Annotated in this window: 19 protein-coding genes; 9 read left to right on the forward strand and 10 right to left on the reverse strand. The window is 23.2% G+C overall.

What is annotated here, in order from left to right; all coding sequences use genetic code 4:
* The first annotated feature begins 47 nt into the window (after window positions 1-47).
* Genes AACK81_RS06335 through AACK81_RS06350 form a run of 4 tightly spaced genes read left to right on the forward strand, consistent with a single transcriptional unit; the run spans window position 48 to window position 3,410 of the window.
* A complete protein-coding gene (locus AACK81_RS06335) occupies window positions 48-170 on the forward strand; it encodes a hypothetical protein (protein WP_255495889.1) in 123 nt (40 codons plus the stop codon).
* A 16-nt stretch (window positions 171-186) separates the two neighbouring features.
* Window positions 187-1,428 (forward strand): hypothetical protein, encoded by a 1,242-nt coding sequence (locus AACK81_RS06340; protein ID WP_338960742.1) that lies wholly within the window; start codon window positions 187-189, stop codon window positions 1,426-1,428.
* A complete protein-coding gene (locus AACK81_RS06345) occupies window positions 1,379-2,116 on the forward strand; it encodes a hypothetical protein (RefSeq protein WP_338960744.1) in 738 nt (245 codons plus the stop codon). The genes AACK81_RS06340 and AACK81_RS06345 overlap by 50 nt, the downstream gene beginning before the upstream one ends.
* Window positions 2,088-3,410, forward strand: coding sequence for a hypothetical protein (locus tag AACK81_RS06350; protein ID WP_338960747.1), 1,323 nt, complete (start codon window positions 2,088-2,090; stop codon window positions 3,408-3,410). The genes AACK81_RS06345 and AACK81_RS06350 overlap by 29 nt, the downstream gene beginning before the upstream one ends.
* A 4-nt stretch (window positions 3,411-3,414) precedes the next feature.
* On the opposite strand, the gene AACK81_RS06355 is transcribed toward AACK81_RS06350, so the two are convergent.
* Window positions 3,415-3,705 carry a hypothetical protein gene (locus tag AACK81_RS06355; protein ID WP_338960750.1) on the reverse strand — a complete coding sequence of 97 codons (291 nt, stop codon included), beginning with the start codon at window positions 3,703-3,705 and terminating at the stop codon, window positions 3,415-3,417.
* Between the two features lie 16 nt (window positions 3,706-3,721).
* Window positions 3,722-3,898: a hypothetical protein gene (locus AACK81_RS06360; RefSeq protein WP_338960753.1), complete on the reverse strand. Its 177-nt coding sequence runs from the start codon at window positions 3,896-3,898 to the stop codon at window positions 3,722-3,724.
* Between the two features lie 253 nt (window positions 3,899-4,151).
* On the opposite strand from AACK81_RS06360, the gene AACK81_RS06365 reads away from it, so the two are divergent.
* The gene (locus tag AACK81_RS06365) at window positions 4,152-5,102 is read left to right on the forward strand and encodes an IS30 family transposase (protein ID WP_338960236.1); all 951 of its coding nucleotides are present in this window, start codon (window positions 4,152-4,154) and stop codon (window positions 5,100-5,102) included.
* A gap of 735 nt (window positions 5,103-5,837) precedes the next feature.
* On the opposite strand, the gene AACK81_RS06370 is transcribed toward AACK81_RS06365, so the two are convergent.
* On the reverse strand, window positions 5,838-6,347 hold the full coding sequence (locus AACK81_RS06370; protein WP_338960755.1) for a hypothetical protein: 510 nt from the start codon (window positions 6,345-6,347) through the stop codon (window positions 5,838-5,840).
* Window positions 6,348-6,537: 190 nt separating this feature from the next.
* Here AACK81_RS06370 and trpS point away from each other — a divergent pair, with 190 nt between their 5' ends.
* Entirely contained in the window at window positions 6,538-7,563 is a 1,026-nt protein-coding gene (trpS, locus tag AACK81_RS06375; RefSeq protein WP_338960758.1) for a tryptophan--tRNA ligase, read from the forward strand.
* 12 nt (window positions 7,564-7,575) lie between these two features.
* Window positions 7,576-8,451, forward strand: a complete 876-nt coding sequence (locus tag AACK81_RS06380) for a Cof-type HAD-IIB family hydrolase (protein WP_174481248.1) — start codon at window positions 7,576-7,578, stop codon at window positions 8,449-8,451.
* Between the two features lie 159 nt (window positions 8,452-8,610).
* On the opposite strand, the gene AACK81_RS06385 is transcribed toward AACK81_RS06380, so the two are convergent.
* From AACK81_RS06385 to AACK81_RS06400, 4 genes are all read right to left on the reverse strand, one after another.
* Entirely contained in the window at window positions 8,611-9,561 is a 951-nt protein-coding gene (locus AACK81_RS06385; protein ID WP_338960236.1) for an IS30 family transposase, read from the reverse strand.
* Window positions 9,562-9,773: 212 nt separating this feature from the next.
* Window positions 9,774-10,034 carry a hypothetical protein gene (locus AACK81_RS06390; RefSeq protein WP_338960761.1) on the reverse strand — a complete coding sequence of 87 codons (261 nt, stop codon included), beginning with the start codon at window positions 10,032-10,034 and terminating at the stop codon, window positions 9,774-9,776.
* 92 nt (window positions 10,035-10,126) lie between these two features.
* On the reverse strand, window positions 10,127-11,197 hold the full coding sequence (locus AACK81_RS06395) for a hypothetical protein (protein ID WP_338960764.1): 1,071 nt from the start codon (window positions 11,195-11,197) through the stop codon (window positions 10,127-10,129).
* A gap of 75 nt (window positions 11,198-11,272) precedes the next feature.
* Window positions 11,273-12,547 (reverse strand): hemolysin family protein, encoded by a 1,275-nt coding sequence (locus AACK81_RS06400; RefSeq protein WP_252320658.1) that lies wholly within the window; start codon window positions 12,545-12,547, stop codon window positions 11,273-11,275.
* Between the two features lie 135 nt (window positions 12,548-12,682).
* Here AACK81_RS06400 and AACK81_RS06405 point away from each other — a divergent pair, with 135 nt between their 5' ends.
* Both AACK81_RS06405 and AACK81_RS06410 read left to right on the forward strand, forming a co-directional pair.
* Entirely contained in the window at window positions 12,683-13,330 is a 648-nt protein-coding gene (locus tag AACK81_RS06405) for a hypothetical protein (protein ID WP_338960769.1), read from the forward strand.
* Between the two features lie 241 nt (window positions 13,331-13,571).
* Window positions 13,572-14,261, forward strand: a complete 690-nt coding sequence (locus tag AACK81_RS06410) for a hypothetical protein (protein ID WP_338960772.1) — start codon at window positions 13,572-13,574, stop codon at window positions 14,259-14,261.
* 741 nt (window positions 14,262-15,002) lie between these two features.
* Here AACK81_RS06410 and AACK81_RS06415 read toward each other — a convergent pair.
* From AACK81_RS06415 to AACK81_RS06425, 3 genes are read right to left on the reverse strand one after another with little or no spacing between them, the layout of a single operon-like run.
* On the reverse strand, window positions 15,003-15,296 hold the full coding sequence (locus AACK81_RS06415; RefSeq protein WP_338960775.1) for a non-canonical purine NTP pyrophosphatase: 294 nt from the start codon (window positions 15,294-15,296) through the stop codon (window positions 15,003-15,005).
* Entirely contained in the window at window positions 15,290-15,598 is a 309-nt protein-coding gene (locus AACK81_RS06420) for a non-canonical purine NTP pyrophosphatase (protein WP_338960778.1), read from the reverse strand. Before AACK81_RS06420 ends, AACK81_RS06415 begins: the two co-directional genes overlap by 7 nt.
* Window positions 15,598-16,131, reverse strand: a complete 534-nt coding sequence (locus AACK81_RS06425) for a cob(I)yrinic acid a,c-diamide adenosyltransferase (RefSeq protein WP_338960781.1) — start codon at window positions 16,129-16,131, stop codon at window positions 15,598-15,600. Before AACK81_RS06425 ends, AACK81_RS06420 begins: the two co-directional genes overlap by 1 nt.
* Window positions 16,132-16,141: the final 10 nt, after the last annotated feature.

Consider the following 16,141-nt stretch of genomic DNA (forward strand, 5'->3'; position numbering starts at 1 on the left):
TTTAAAAGGTAATGTATGAAAATTAGAAGAATTACAGAAATAAGATTATGTTTTTTAAAATTATAAAAATTATTTTAGGTTTAATAGGAGTTTTATTATCTTCTGCTGTTGCTGGTTTAATTATATTTATTATTGTAAAAATTGTATTAAAAATTAATCAAATCTTTTAAAAAGGTGGTGAATATTATGTTAAGTAGATTTTTTAGAAAAGATAAAAGTAATATTAGTGATAATCAAAATGAAAAAGTAAAATTTTTAACTAATAAAAATAAAAGTACACATGCTTCTATTTTAAGTTATTTTGGTTTTAATGATTTTAATCATGAAACTTATTTTACTGATTTTGTAGCAGAAAATAACGCTAATTTATATAATGCTCCATTAGAAATAAATAATGAAACTATTAAACAATACTTAATTCAACAAGAATTTTACAGAAAAAATTGAAAATCTATTTTTAAATTAAGTAAATTAGGAATTAGTGGTTATTTAATTTATATTGCTAATGATGAATTATATTTTCAAGTTGTTGATATACAACAAAGAGTTTATGATATTACTGGTAAATTAATTCAATGTACTATTTTTTATGATAACTATGAACAAAATGCACAAACAGTAAGACTATTTGAAGTTTATACATTAAACAATGAAGAAGTAACAATTAATCGTGCAATTTATAGTATTAGTGATAATAAAAAACAATTTCCATTAGATTTTAAATCATTTATTAATAATCCTAATCTATTACAAGAACAAACACTAAATATTAATTATATACCAATAGCAATTATACGAAATAAAGCAAATGAGTTAGCAGATTGTGATAAAGTAATGGATAAAATTAAAGCATTAGATGTTATTTATGAGCAAATTGTTTTAGATAGCATTTTAAATTCACCTAAATTTATATTTAGTCAAACTTATGGTAATGTTCAATCAACATTAGAAGAAGCAGTAAGAACATTAGTTACTAAAAACTACATATTTAAAAGTGGTGGAGATAATAATGAACAAAACGAAAATATCAATATGACAAATAGTAATTTTAAAGGTAAAAATTTAACTGATATATACGATTGAAATGTTAATGAAATATTTAAACGTTGTGGTATTCATATACCAAGCCAAAAGAAATCTGCACAACAATCAGTTCCGGAAAGTACAGCAGTAAATATTTCAACAATTAATTATATTGAACAAAAATTATGACAATTTAATATTGATATTCTTAAATTTATTCAAATATTAGTAAGTATGGATAAAGATTTATTAAATAGTAAAACATTTAATATTAATGATGAACAAGAAATTAATAATTTAACTGTTAAATTAAAATTATTTAATCCCGAAAATAACCAATTAATAGGAGAGAACAATGGAAAACAACAACAAACCACAAACGAAGTTTCCACAGAAACAGACTAAACTTAATCAAGCAGAAGTAGAAAATGATTATTTAATTGATAATATTCCTTATGATTTTACAAATATGATGGGTGCTACTAGTGACCCAGATATTAATAGAGCATACGATGAATTTAAAAAAAGAACAATATATATTTATGAAATTGAACGTTTATTTAAAAATAATGAAAATAATAGTTTAAAATTTTCAGCAAATACTATTAAAATAGGTTTTATTGATATTGATAAAGTATTAAAAACTACTGCTGTTGAAACATCTGATTTTACTATGCAATTAAATCAAAGAGCAAGTACTAATATTAATGATAATACAATTGAATATAGTATGACTGATATTAAAAATTTAATATTTCAAGAAATAAATTTATTAAATCAATTTAAATTATATGCAGTTAGTATAAATGAACCATTAAATGAAAATAATATTGATAATTTATATATCATTAATAACTATTCACAACCTTATCAAAATCCAAAAACAAGAAGTACTAAAAGTATTACTATTATTAAAATTAAAGATTTTAAAACAAGAGATGGTTATCCAATTATTATTAAATTACAAAAACCATTAGATAAAGATACAAAAGTTACTGATTTAAAAATTAAAGCCCCTAGAAGCATGATTTTTGACAATATAAAGGTACTTGGTGAAGTTGATAATGAAAGTATACCCAAAATTATTTGTTAAAGACAAGATAGCATTTCCACTATTATCAATGCCTATTGAAACTCAACCAAAAGTTAGAATATTACAACAATGATTTAGTGAACAAATATTACCATGAAATTTAGCAAAACAATTTATCGGGCAAGAAAAATCAGTTTTAGATTTAATTGCTATTGGTGGTGGTAGAGAAACAAGAAAAGAAATAATTAAAAACGCAAGAGTTACACATGCTTGATTAGGATATTTTTTAAGTTCTTATTCTTTTGGAGAATGACCATTAAAAGAAAAGAAAGAACTTAAAGATAAAGAAGTATGAAAAATTCAGAGTGGTCCAATTGGAAAAGAATATACAAGTATTGCAACATATGATAAATTTGATGATGTTGAACTTGAAATAAGTGACAAACCACCAATTGATAGTTTACAACAACTGTTATTAGATATGCTAAGTTATACCTATAATTATAATAGAAATTTTGATGGTGCAGAATATGATGAAAAAGGTAAACCTAAAAATAATATTGCAAAATTACGTGCAAAATTTGAAGGACAAAAACCTGATGAAGTTATTACAAATTTATTTAAAAAATGAGAATTAGATTATCCAAATTATATAAATTTACCACAAATGAAAATATTTAAGCAAATATTTATTATGTTATCGAAATATATTTATTCATCATTATCAATTAATAACGGTTTAAATGATGATAATAAAATTTTATTGCCATATTATTTTGAATTAAAATCAAATCCTATACATTCTACTAAGGATGATAGTTGAAAATATAAAGATATAAAAGTTATATTAAAATCGATGTATTTTGATTTTACAGATATTAGTAATATTAAATTAAAAAATAATGATATTAGTCAAAATGAATTATTTAAACTAGATGATAACCAATTTAATTGATTATCTATAACTAATGAATTAGAGACAAATAATATTCCATCATTAATTCCTGCTGATTGAACATTAAGTAATGGTGAATATGGAAAATATTTTACAAGAGTAATCATTAATAATAATAAAATTGAAAATATTTTAAACTTATATGGTTCAAATAAATCTCAATTATTTTCAAAATTAGAATTTTATAAAGAAATTTCAAAAATTGATAATGATAGTGAATTTGAATTACAAATTGAAAATCCGATTAATAACTTAAATCGGATTGAAATTAGTGGGATATTTGGTTCCGAAAATTATAACTTAATTTTAATAACTAATAACAAAGAAATTAATTTAAAAACAATTAATTTATTTGATAAATATAATGAAAATATTTCTTATATAAATATTGAAATTTAAATTATTAATTAAAATATCAATTTGGATATTTACCATTTCATTTTATATCATCTGTATGTTCTGGATTATTAGCAAAATATAATATAAAAATGTCTTTACTTGTATGTGTATCAACTCAAATAGTAGTTGTTCCATATACTATTTCTCCATTTCGTTTGAAATAGTGTTTAACATGAGTGCCTATATTATGTGTAATTACCCCACTCATAATTAGTCCTATGGTTCCAGTTGTTGCTCCAATTAGAGCTAATGCTAATGTTATTTTATTTAAATTTGTTTTTATTCATGTTTTCATATAAATTTCTCCTTTATTATTTATTAAATATTATCAATATTGGTAAAAATATACATATTATAATAATATGAGTAATAATTGAAATTTTTAATCTTTGTTTATACTTTTGAAAATAAGATATTTTTCTCTTTTCTGTTTCTATTTCTTTCTTTAAATCTTCTATAATTTTTTCATAATCTTTTGCTTCCATCATTTATTTAAATCTTCCTTTTTTTTTAATTTACTTATAAATTGTACTATTTTTGATTATTTTTACAAGTATGCTTTTAAATGCAAAATAACACCTAAATTAAAGGCGTTTATTTTGTGAGACCTTATACTATTAATTATATATAACTTGTTGCTGAGTTATACTTGTAAGTGCAAGTAAATAAAATTGCAAAAAATTCTCATATAAAAATTTCATAATGCTAAATTTAGTTTAGAAAAAAGTAAGGAGTTTTTATATGAGTTATAAACATCTTGGCATAGATGAAAGGATTTATATTGAGAATCAATTGAAATTTAAATTTAAAATTAGTGAAATAGCTAAAAATCTTAATCGAAGTATTAGTACTATTATTCGAGAAATTAATAGAAATAAAGATAATAATCATTATTTTTCATTAATTGCACAAAATAAAGCTGAAAATCGAAAACAATCACATATTAGTTTTCATAAGTTTAAAAATAAGAATTTAGTAAAATATGTACAACAAAAATTACTATTAGGTTGATCACCTGAACAAATTTATGGCAGAATTAAAAATTTTCATAAAGAGTGAGTTATTAGTTTTAAAACAATTTATACTTGAATTTATTTTGGAATGCTTGATAAAGTTACTAGTAAAAATTTAAGAAGAAAAGGTAAAAAACGAAAATCTAAAGAAAATCGTGGCAAGTTTAATGGTAAATCAATTAAAGAACGAGATATAAATGTTAATGATCGTATAACACTTGGTCATTGAGAAGGAGATACTATAGTATCATCACGAGGTAAAAGCAAATCATGTTTAATAACTTTAGTTGAAAGAGTATCACGATTTACTTTAGCAATATTAGTTAAAAACAGAACTACTAAAGTTATTAATAAAAATGTTAGTTATTATTTATCAATTCTTCCTAAAAACATTGTTAAAACTATTACTTTTGATCGTGGCAAAGAATTTTCAAATTGACAACAACTTGAAAAAAATTTAGATATAAAAATTTATTTTGCCAATCCATATTCACCTTGACAAAGAGGTACTAATGAAAATACTAATGGTTTAATTAGAGAAAAATTTCCTAAAAAATTTATTTTTTCAAAAACTAATAAAAATGAAGTTCATAAATTTATATTGTCTTTAAACCAAAGACCAAGAAAAATACTAAATTATCTTTCACCAATCGAATATTTGGATAGAAAAATAATTTAGTTGCACTTACCTTTACAATTTAGCTAAAATATTAAAAACTTATTAAATTAAAAGTTAATAAGAATTTTTGTTGTGTATAAATATTAATTTTATTATTGATTTTTTCAATATTTGTATTTTAATTGAAATTAATTTAATTTAGTAGTAAAATTTATCTACAATTGCATATAATTACAATTATTTCTTGTCTATAACTTGAAAGAAATGTTTAAAAGTAATTATATCCTCCGTTTTTGTTACCGTCCCAAGTTAATATTGCAATAACACGACGTCAATTACTATCTCTTCAATCTTGTAAAAGTAAAAGATTCAGAAAATATTTTTCAGAATCTTTTACTTTTAAATTAATATCTTTATCATTACTTTCAATTTCTTCTTCTAAACGAGAAATTGAATTAGTTTTTGCATCTATCTTGTCATTTAATGTTTTAATATTTAAATTTATTTCATCTATTTTTGTGATTAATTGTTCTTTAGAAGTTTCATTATCATTAAAAATAGATTGTATTTGACCGTTATTTACATCAATCTCTGTTGTTAATTGTTCCTTGTTTTTTTCTAATCTTTCAATTTGTAATTCAAAATCACTATTATTATCAATTTGTAAAATTTCTTTATAAAATTGTAATTTAGAAAATAATTGAGATTTATTAGAACCATATAAATTTAAAGCATTATTAATTTTATTTTTATCAATAATAGTTCTTGTAAAATATTTTCCATATTCACCATTACCTAGTGTTCAATTTGATATGGCATTAATGCGGGTATATTATTACTTTCTAATTCATTTGTAATAGATAATCAGTTAAATTGATTATCATCTAATTTCAATAATTCATTTCTAATTCTTTCTAAGGTTCTTCTGTTATCTACTCTGTCTAGATTTCTGTTTTTTATATCTTTACTAGTTTCTTTACTTTCAACTTCTAAAGTATATATATTTTCATTAACTGCTTTTAATTTATCAGTCATCTGATTAACATATTGTTCAATAAATATTTTTTTATCTTCACTATCTTTGATATTTCTTAATTGACTTTCAGCTTTCTTCAATATATCTTCTAGTTGTTTTCTTTCAGATTCAAAACTTGCTTGTTTTTCGGCAATATTTTGTTTCTTGATTTCTAATTCCTCAAGTTTTAACCCAAGAGTTTGAAGATATTCTTTCACATTGTTTCGATCTTTTATTTTCTTTAAATATTTTTGTAAATCATCCTTATATTTTTCTTCTCCAAATAACATAAAAAAACTCCTTTATAAAGTAAAAAACCCATTACTCTTAAAAAATAAAAGCTATGGGTCAAAAACTATTTTTAATTTATGTTTTTATTATATCAAAATCAAACAAATTTTAATATAATTAATTGAATTATTTAACTTTATCATTGATAATTAATTATATTAAAAAAATAATTTGGAGGAAGCAAAATATATGGCTCGTATTATATCCGGAATAACTAGCACTGGAAAATTAACTCTTGGTAACTACTTGGGAGCAATTAATAATTTTTTAAAATTGCAAGAAGAACATGAACTCTTAATATTTGTTGCAAATTTACATGGATTAACACTACCAATAAAAGCACAAGAATTAAGAGATAATATTAAAGATATTGCCGCTTGATATTTTGCTGCTGGTATTATACCAAATAAATCTCATATTTTTATTCAATCTGATGTTTTAGCCCATAGTCAATTAGGATATATATTATTATGTAATAGTTATGTCGGTGAATTAGAACGAATGACACAATTTAAAGATAAAAGTCAAAAAATGACAAATCAACAAAATAAAACGATTAGTATTCCAACAGGTATTCTTACATATCCAGCATTAATGGCTGCTGATATTTTACTATATGACGCTGATTTTGTGCCAGTTGGTGTTGATCAAACTCAACATTTAGAATTGACAAAAACTTTAGCAACAAGAATGAATAACAATTATAAAACTGATTTATTCAAAATTCCTAAAATCATTATTGATAAACAAGCACAGAAAATTATGAGTTTACAAGAACCTGAAAAAAAAATGTCAAAATCTGATACTAATCTAAAAAATACTATTTTTTTAAGCGATAGCAAACAAGAAGTTACCAATAAAATTAAAAAAGCAGTTACTGATTCAGAAAATATTATTAAATTTGATCCAGAACATAAGCCTGGAGTTAGTAATTTATTAACTATTTATGCTAGCATTACTAAAAAAGATATCAAAACTTGTGAACAATACTTCAGCAATCACAATTATGGTTTTTTAAAAGAAGAAGTAATTAAAGTAATAAATGATTTATTAGAACCAATGCAAAAAAAACACCAAGAATTTATTAACGAAAAATCATCACAATTAGCAAAATATTTAGAAGAAGGTGCAAATTTTGCTAATAATATTGCTACTAAAAAATTAAACTTTGTTCAAAACACAATGGGTATTAATTTTATCGAGAAAGAAAGATAGGAGGAAGAGATAATGTCTTTATACAATAAAAAACAAAAACATTTAATCCTAGTTGATTTAGATGGTACTCTATTAAAAAGTGGTGGTCGAGAAATTCATATTAATACTAAAAAAGCACTAATTGATGCTCAAAAACAAGGTCATATTGTTTGTATTGTCACTGGTCGACCTTATCGTGGATCAATTAAATTTTATCGTGAATTAGGTCTTAATACATTACTATGCAATTTTAATGGTGGGCATATTCATGATCCAAAAATCAAAAAATTCAAACGATTAGTTTTTCCAATTTCTGAAACAATTGTTAAACATATTTTAAATGAAGACTATATTTTTCAACAAATTGAAAACGCGGTTATTGAATATTACAACAAAGCAGTATGTTGAAAAAAAGATGATTTCTTTGAAACTTATTTTCATTTAGATACTATTGAGAATGATACTTTTACAATTAGTAAATTAATTCGTGATTGAAAAGGGAGCGCTAATGCCATTTTAATTGAATTTAAAGAAAATACTAATCTTGATCAAGTATATCGTGACTTAGAAAAATATTCAAACTCAATTAAGGTAAATACTTGAAATCGCTATGATAATAATAAACTAATCTTTGAAATTTCAAGTAAATTTATTGATAAAGGAATGACAGCTCGCATTTTGGCTCAATATTATAATGTTGATATTAGAGATGTTATTGCTTATGGTGATGAAATTAATGATAAAGAAATGTTGATGGAAGTTGGCTATGGTGTAGCAATGAAAAATGGTAATATTGTTATTAAAAGTATTGCCAATGATATTACTACTAAAACTAATGATGAGGGTGGAGTTGGTGATCATTTATCAAAATTATTAAATCTTTATGAAGAAAGTGAAATTTATATTTAATAGGAATGAAAATATATTAACTATTATTTCTATATTTGTAATATGATATAGTTTTTAAAAATTAATATAAGTTTTTAACCTATTTACTTTATTTTTAAAGTAAATAGGTTTTTATTTAAAAAAGTTTTTTTATAAGCTAAATTGTAAAGGTAAGTGCAACTAAATTATTTTTCTATCCAAATATTCGATTGGTGAAAGATAATTTAGTATTTTTCTTGGTCTTTGGTTTAAAGACAATATAAATTTATGAACTTCATTTTTATTAGTTTTTGAAAAAATAAATTTTTTAGGAAATTTTTCTCTAATTAAACCATTAGTATTTTCATTAGTACCTCTTTGTCAAGGTGAATATGGATTGGCAAAATAAATTTTTATATCTAAATTTTTTTCAAGTTGTTGTCAATTTGAAAATTCTTTGCCACGATCAAAAGTAATAGTTTTAACAATGTTTTTAGGAAGAATTGATAAATAATAACTAACATTTTTATTAATAACTTTAGTAGTTCTGTTTTTAACTAATATTGCTAAAGTAAATCGTGATACTCTTTCAACTAAAGTTATTAAACATGATTTGCTTTTACCTCGTGATGATACTATAGTATCTCCTTCTCAATGACCAAGTGTTATACGATCATTAACATTTATATCTCGTTCTTTAATTGATTTACCATTAAACTTGCCACGATTTTCTTTAGATTTTCGTTTTTTACCTTTTCTTCTTAAATTTTTACTAGTAACTTTATCAAGCATTCCAAAATAAATTCAAGTATAAATTGTTTTAAAACTAATAACTCACTCTTTATGAAAATTTTTAATTCTGCCATAAATTTGTTCAGGTGATCAACCTAATAGTAATTTTTGTTGTACATATTTTACTAAATTCTTATTTTTAAACTTATGAAAACTAATATGTGATTGTTTTCGATTTTCAGCTTTATTTTGTGCAATTAATGAAAAATAATGATTATTATCTTTATTTCTATTAATTTCTCGAATAATAGTACTAATACTTCGATTAAGATTTTTAGCTATTTCACTAATTTTAAATTTAAATTTCAATTGATTCTCAATATAAATCCTTTCATCTATGCCAAGATGTTTATAACTCATATAAAAACTCCTTACTTTTTTCTAAACTAAATTTAGCATTATGAAATTTTTATATGAGAATTTTTTGCAATTTTATTTACTTGCACTTACAAGTATAACTCAGCATAAATTTAATATACTAAAATAAAAAAACCTATTGTTTTATTTTTTAAAACAATAGGGCATTAATTTCTAGTAAATATAAATATTTTAATACTATTAATACAAAAAAACTATAAAACTTCTAAAGGCAAGAAGTCAAAAATTTCTGGGTGATTGGCACAAAACTTTAATTCCGAATCATTTTTTTGTTCTTCAATTTTAATTTTTAATTCATTTAATTGCTTTTTTATTTTAAGTAATTGAGCAGGTGCTGGTGGTTGTTTATCTCATTCATCAAATAATATTTTACCTGTTTTAAAAAGTTTTTCATACTGACATTTTAAACAACTTTTTTGCTGTGATTCATGATCATGGATATTTTTGCCAAACATAAAATTACCTACTTTCCTCAATTCTTTTATTAAATTTATTATACCAAATAATAAAAAAGGAAAAATAATTCTCCTTTTTAACTAGTAAAATGCTATAAAACCGTTGGTAAATAATGTAAGAAAAAACTATTTTCTAATTCTCATCCTCAATCACGCTGATTCTGGGGCGTTAAAATTCACCTAGCAAAACTTTCGGCAAAAAATTCATCATCAAGATTTATATTATATTTACCATTAAATCAGGCACTACGACCATAATTACTATTAACTGTTATTAAACCAAATAATAATTTTTGCTTAATATTAGTTAATTTTGCTTGTTGACCTAAATAATCAATTAAATATCAAGTACGATCATAAATTTGTTTGTTATCATTGTTAACGGTTAGTTTATGAGAAACTGATGTCATATTAGTATTAATATCACTATAACTGCTATCTGGTCACTTTCAATTAGCATTAAATGAATTTCTTTCATCAGCACTTAAACCAATAAAATTACTTAAAACATGACCATATTCGTGAGTTGTAACACTAATTATTTGATCTGAAGATCAAAATCCCTCTTGAAATTGTTGATCAATTAAATTAATATTTGCAAATTCAGGACCATAACCCATACGTTGATTATCAGCTTCTGAATTAAAAGCAGTTCATGCTACTGTGCTATCACTTACAGCAACTGGTGCTACTTTTTGAATTAGTTTAATAACAGTGTTTTTATGAAAAACTTTAGCAAAAATATTATAAAAACGTAATTGTTGTTGCTCTGCTAATTGTAATTGTTCATTATTTAAACCAGCTTTTTTATACATTTCAACTCAATTAACATCAATGGTTTTACCACCAATTTTAGTATGAGTTAAATCATATTGTAAACTATCATAATTACTTCAAATTACATCACTTTTATTATTATCATACAAGTTATTAAATTCATCAATACTTTCTTTACTTGCCATTTGATGGATTTTATATTCATATTTTTTTACCATCTTTGCATCTTCTGGTGAAAGTTTTCATTTTAATAAACTAGCATTAGCATCATGCTTATTTAAATAGACATAATGATCACTGTCTGGAGAAAACGTTAACATTAAACCATTAACTGTTACAAGATTTAATGTTGTAATCATAGTTACTAATTTAATACCTTTTTTCATAATTAACCTCCCCTTCATATCATAATTATAATTATGATTTTACATTGTAGCATTTAAATAAAAATACTGCACTAACTACTCTCATTTATTTTTAATTTTTTTATTAGTAAAAATTTCAACTTCAAAAACAGCAAATTCTTTGCGAACCTTTATAACTTTAAATGAAAAATTTCGAAATTTTAAAAGTGGGCTATTTTTCCTTACTTTCTTTACTTTTGTTTTAAACATATATCATTCTTGGACAGTTTGTTTATTATAATTTGGAGGTTTTCTTTTTAAATAACGTTTAAATAATACTTCAAGTTTTGAAGAACCATCAACACGAAACTTATGTGTTCCTATTTCTTGTATCAATCCAATTTCATCAGTTTCATCATAAATTTCACCAACTAATTCTTCAAGAATATCTTCAAGTGTAATAATACCATTAAAATCTTTTTTATCTTTATTATTGCAGACAATAGCCATATGCATTCTTTCGGTTTGTAAAATTTCCAATGCTTCATTTAACTTAGTACGCTTAGAAATAAAAATTGCTGGTAACATTAATTGTAATAAATCTGGATTTTCATTTTCTAACATATTAATAATAAATTCTTTAATATTTAAAATACCAATTACATTTTGATTAACATGATCTAAAACAGGAATTCTACTATATTTTTCTTCTAAATATAGATGTTTAATAACTTTAGGTGGCGTATCATCATAAATATATTTAATTTTACTTTTGGGATGCATAGCTTGAAAAACTGATTTTTCATCAAATTTAATTGCAGATTCAATTAAATCACGTTCTGCTTTTTCAAGAACTCCTTCTCTTTCAATTATTGAAATCAGTTCAATAAGTTCTTGTTCAGAACTTGTTGGTTTTTTACTTTTAAATTGAAATAAAGTAACAATAAAAGTTATTGGATAAAAAATAATATTAAGAATATACAAAATATATGCATAATTTAAAGCTATTGTCTCAGGATGTAATTTTGCAACACTTTTAGGTATAATTTCACCAATAATTAAAACAACAATTGCCGAAACTAAAGTTGATATTAAAGGACCATAAGTAGGAGAAACATGAAAAGAATCAATAAATAATATGGTACTTAAAGTACCAATTCCAACATTAATTACTGTGTTACCAAGTAAAATTGTTGTTAAAGTTACATTATAATTTTTAACTAACTTAAATACAATATTAGCACGACGACTTTTCTTACTACGTAATTTACCAATAGATTTAATTCTTATAACATTTAAAGAAGTTAATGATGTTTCAGCAGATGAATAAAAACCACTTAAAAATAATAAAACTAGCAATATTATTAAATAAATATACCAATTACTGTCCATATAAAAAAAAACTACTCCTTTTGATTTTTATATTGTTATTAAGATTATAACATAGTATACTTAGTACGTTATATTTAATTATTAATTTATTACTCATATAACTTTATGATATTATATTGAAGGTGATGAAAATAAATGCGTAAAAAATTTGGACTAATAGCAGCCTTAATAATAGGCACAACAACCAGTTTACAAGTTAGTGCTTGTACAGATGATTCAAAATATCAAGAATTTATTAGTGATGTTAATAGTGGGTATGCTTTTTTTGGTATCCTTGGTGCTGCTGATAATCCACTTTCTAAGCAAATTATTGACGGTTTACACACAATGCAAATCAAAAATAATAATGTACCAAGTAAATGAGATAACTGATTAACAGAAAAGAAAACTGAAATAAACAGTGTTACTACTAATGGGACTATTGATATTAAAATTTATGAAAAATCTCCTTATGCCAACCCTAGTAGTGATATTGTTAACCAATTTTGAAATGATAAAAAAATTAGTTGACAACAACAAATTTATCATTGACTACTTGACCATAAAATTTCTGATAATAGTTCAGCACCTGTTGCTGATTCAGGTGTCAAGGAAATTCAAAATCCTGTTGATAAAGAAAGAGCATTTAAAACTTTACCAATTGTTTTTATTGTTAATAAAGGTAAACTAATAACTGTTGGTCAAGAATGAGGAACTATTGATGGTCCAAATCAGTTTTTTGATCAACTAACAGCTTTAATCACAGGTAATCTATTAAAAACTGCTGCTAAAAAAACTATATAATTTTTAAAAGAAGATAATTATATATCTTCTTTTACTTTTTTATTTCTTAATATTTTTTATTCCATTTTTTATAAATTGATATAACTAAAATACGTGTTTATTTTTTATTGTATTTTATTTATAAGGTGCTAAAATTTTAGTAGATAAGCAGATTTAGTAAAAATATCAATAATTCTAAACATTTCTAACTCATTACTTTTTTTAAAGTAATGAGTTTTATAGTTAAAAAGAGGTATCTAAAATGAATGATTTACTTATTAATAATACCAGTGAATTGGTAACTTTTAATACTAACAGTACAGATCCTACTAATATAAAAAATATTACTTGAAAAAATTCTATTCAAGAATACAAAAATAAAGTTGAACAAACATATCAAAATTTTTTAAAATCACAAGAATGAGGAAAAAAGTTAAGACAACAAATAACAACGCCATTAACAACAACTAAAAACAAAAATAGACATAAAAAAAGAAGCACAAATATATTGGTATCAACACTCACAACTGAACAAATACAAAGATTATCAACAAAACAAATAAAATGATTAACAAATTGACAAATTAAAACATTTACAGCAGAACAAATAAAAAGTTTTACACTTCAACAAATACAAGCACTCACAAGTGAACAAATACCCGCATTAATGCCACATCAAATTGAACAATTTACATTTTGACAAATCTCTGCTTTTACAACAGAACAAATACAAGTACTAACAGAAAATCAAATACAAGCATTATTACCTGAACAAATACCAAGTTTTACAAGTGAACAAATACCCGCATTCACCAAAGAACAAATTGAACTCTTTACAAAAGAACAAAAAGAAGTATTTTGACCAAAACAAGTAATCACAAAAATTAACACCATGGATTCGCAAAATCAATCAACAACAACTGAATTTAAGCCAAATTTACCAAAAATGTAAAAAAAGATTGTAACTTTTAAGTTACAATCTTTTTAAAAATCAATTTAAAATAACTTATATTGAAATAAAATTAAATTTTTGACTACTATTAATAGTAGCCTCTCGTTCAGCATTTTCTATTATTTCTTGAATATTAAAAAAACTATCATAACTAATACTATGTTTTAATATTAAAGTTCAGCACTACCAAAAGTATTATATGTTCTAGTAAATCCAATAACAACTACTTCTTATAAATGAATCAACTTCATTTTGCGTTATTTTTTTATATAAAACCATTCTTTCATTTTTTAAAAATATCACTAAAAAATAAGCAAGTAAACTATTACTAAAATGATATAACTAACATAGTATCTTTACTAAATTTTTTTAATTTATCTATTTTACTTAAACTATTATTTAAAATAGTTTCTAAACAAAAATTAATCTTTAAAAAAGAAAAACTATAAAAAAGAATTAATTAATTCACTACTAATAAAAGTAGTGGGTCTCATAATAAAGTCATTTCATCCATTTACAAATTCAAATTTGGTAGTATTTTTTCAATAGTTAGTTATTGCCACAATTGGTGACATAATTATTGAAACTGTTCATGATAAACTAATTAAACTAAATGGTTTTATTCCTGATTTTCAAATAGGAGTTTAATATTATTGTTATTACCAGTTAATAATGGTAATTATGAATCTGTTAATGATTATGACAAAATTAAATCATCCTTTTTATTTTCATTTTAACTATCTAATTTTCTTCTTGTAAAAATGTTAATAATTGCTCAATTGCTGAATTACGATGAGAAATTTTATTTTTATTTGCTAATGACAATTCACCTAAAGTAGCATGTACTACTGGAACATAAAATATTTGATCGTAACCAAAACCATCATTACCTTTTATCTCAGTAGTGATTTCACCTTCAAGTTTACCAATAAATGCTTTAGTAATCTTATGATCAAAATCAACATAAGCAATAGCAGAAATAAATACTGCTGCACGATTAGTTTCACCTTCCATTTGTTCTAAAATGTCTAACATTGCACATCATGATAGGACATTTCTCCCTTTCATCGTGCTGAGTTAATACCAGGAAAATTATTTAAAGCCAATATTTCTAATCCTGAATCATCAGCAATAACAGGACCATTCACTAATTTTGCAAGTGTTGTTGCTTTTAAAATTGCATTTTCAATAAATGATGTACCTGTTTCATTAATTTCAAGAGGAGAATTAAGATCTAACATTGATTTGACATTATATCCCTTTGTTTGTAATATACTCTTTAATTCATTAATTTTACCGATATTATTAGATGCAAACCATAAGGTTTTAGCAGTCATTAATAATCAATCCCTTCACGAGCAATTTGACCTTGTTCAAAATAATGTTTAATTGATTTAACTTCACTAATTAAATTAGCACATTGCTCTAAGACAAAAGATGCATATCTACCAGATAATGCAATTTCAATATATCTTTTTTTATTTTTTAAAATTTCAATTAAGTCTTGTTCTTTAATCAAATTATTTTGAATACACCCTAAAATCTCATCAACAACAATAAGATCAGTATTATCACTTTGACTTAACAGTTTTAATCTAGTAAGACCATAATTAGTTTCTTGTTTTAATTTATTTTTTTCTTCTTCATCCATTTCTCAAAAAAATTTTTGCGAAGATTCATAAAAACTTTCAATTTTAAGTTTAGTATTTTGTTTTAAAAAATTAATTTCACCAGAAGGACGATTTTTTAAAAAACGTAAGTAACTAACATTAAGATTATTACCCAATGCTCTAATTACCATACCATTAAGAATTGAGGTTTTACCTCTTCCTTCACCTTTATAAATATGAATATAACCTTTTTTTAACATACTATCACTT

The organism is Spiroplasma endosymbiont of Lasioglossum villosulum, from assembly GCF_964020195.1.
Lineage (GTDB): Bacteria > Bacillota_I > Bacilli_A > Mycoplasmatales > VBWQ01 > Spiroplasma_E > Spiroplasma_E ixodetis_A.